Genomic DNA, 256 nt, shown 5'->3' with positions numbered 1-256 from the left:
TGAATCTTGACGATGACCTACTCTCACATGGGGAAACCCCACACTACCATCGGCGATGCATCGTTTCACTGCTGAGTTCGGGATGGGATCAGGTGGTTCCAATGCTCTATGGTCGTCAAGAAATTCTGTGTGCCGGTCCGTCCGAGGGACGTGCCAGCGAATCTCTGTACTCTCTACTTAAAGACAAAACCCCTACCTGCTCGCGCAGATAGGGGTTTTGCGAAATGAATCTTGACGATGACCTACTCTCACATGG

At 51.2% G+C, this 256-nt stretch carries 1 rRNA gene; it reads right to left on the bottom strand.

The features are described 5' to 3' along the window. Positions 1–4: 4 nt before the first annotated feature. Positions 5–120, bottom strand: a 5S ribosomal RNA gene (rrf, locus tag HU735_RS26885). Positions 121–256 lie beyond the last annotated feature (136 nt).

Origin of the sequence: Pseudomonas sp. BW16M2, from assembly GCF_014268865.1 — a bacterium.
In the GTDB taxonomy this organism is placed as follows: domain Bacteria; phylum Pseudomonadota; class Gammaproteobacteria; order Pseudomonadales; family Pseudomonadaceae; genus Aquipseudomonas; species Aquipseudomonas peradeniyensis.
Note: the sequence above shows the minus strand (reverse complement) of the source record. Positions and strands in the feature narration are given on the sequence as shown.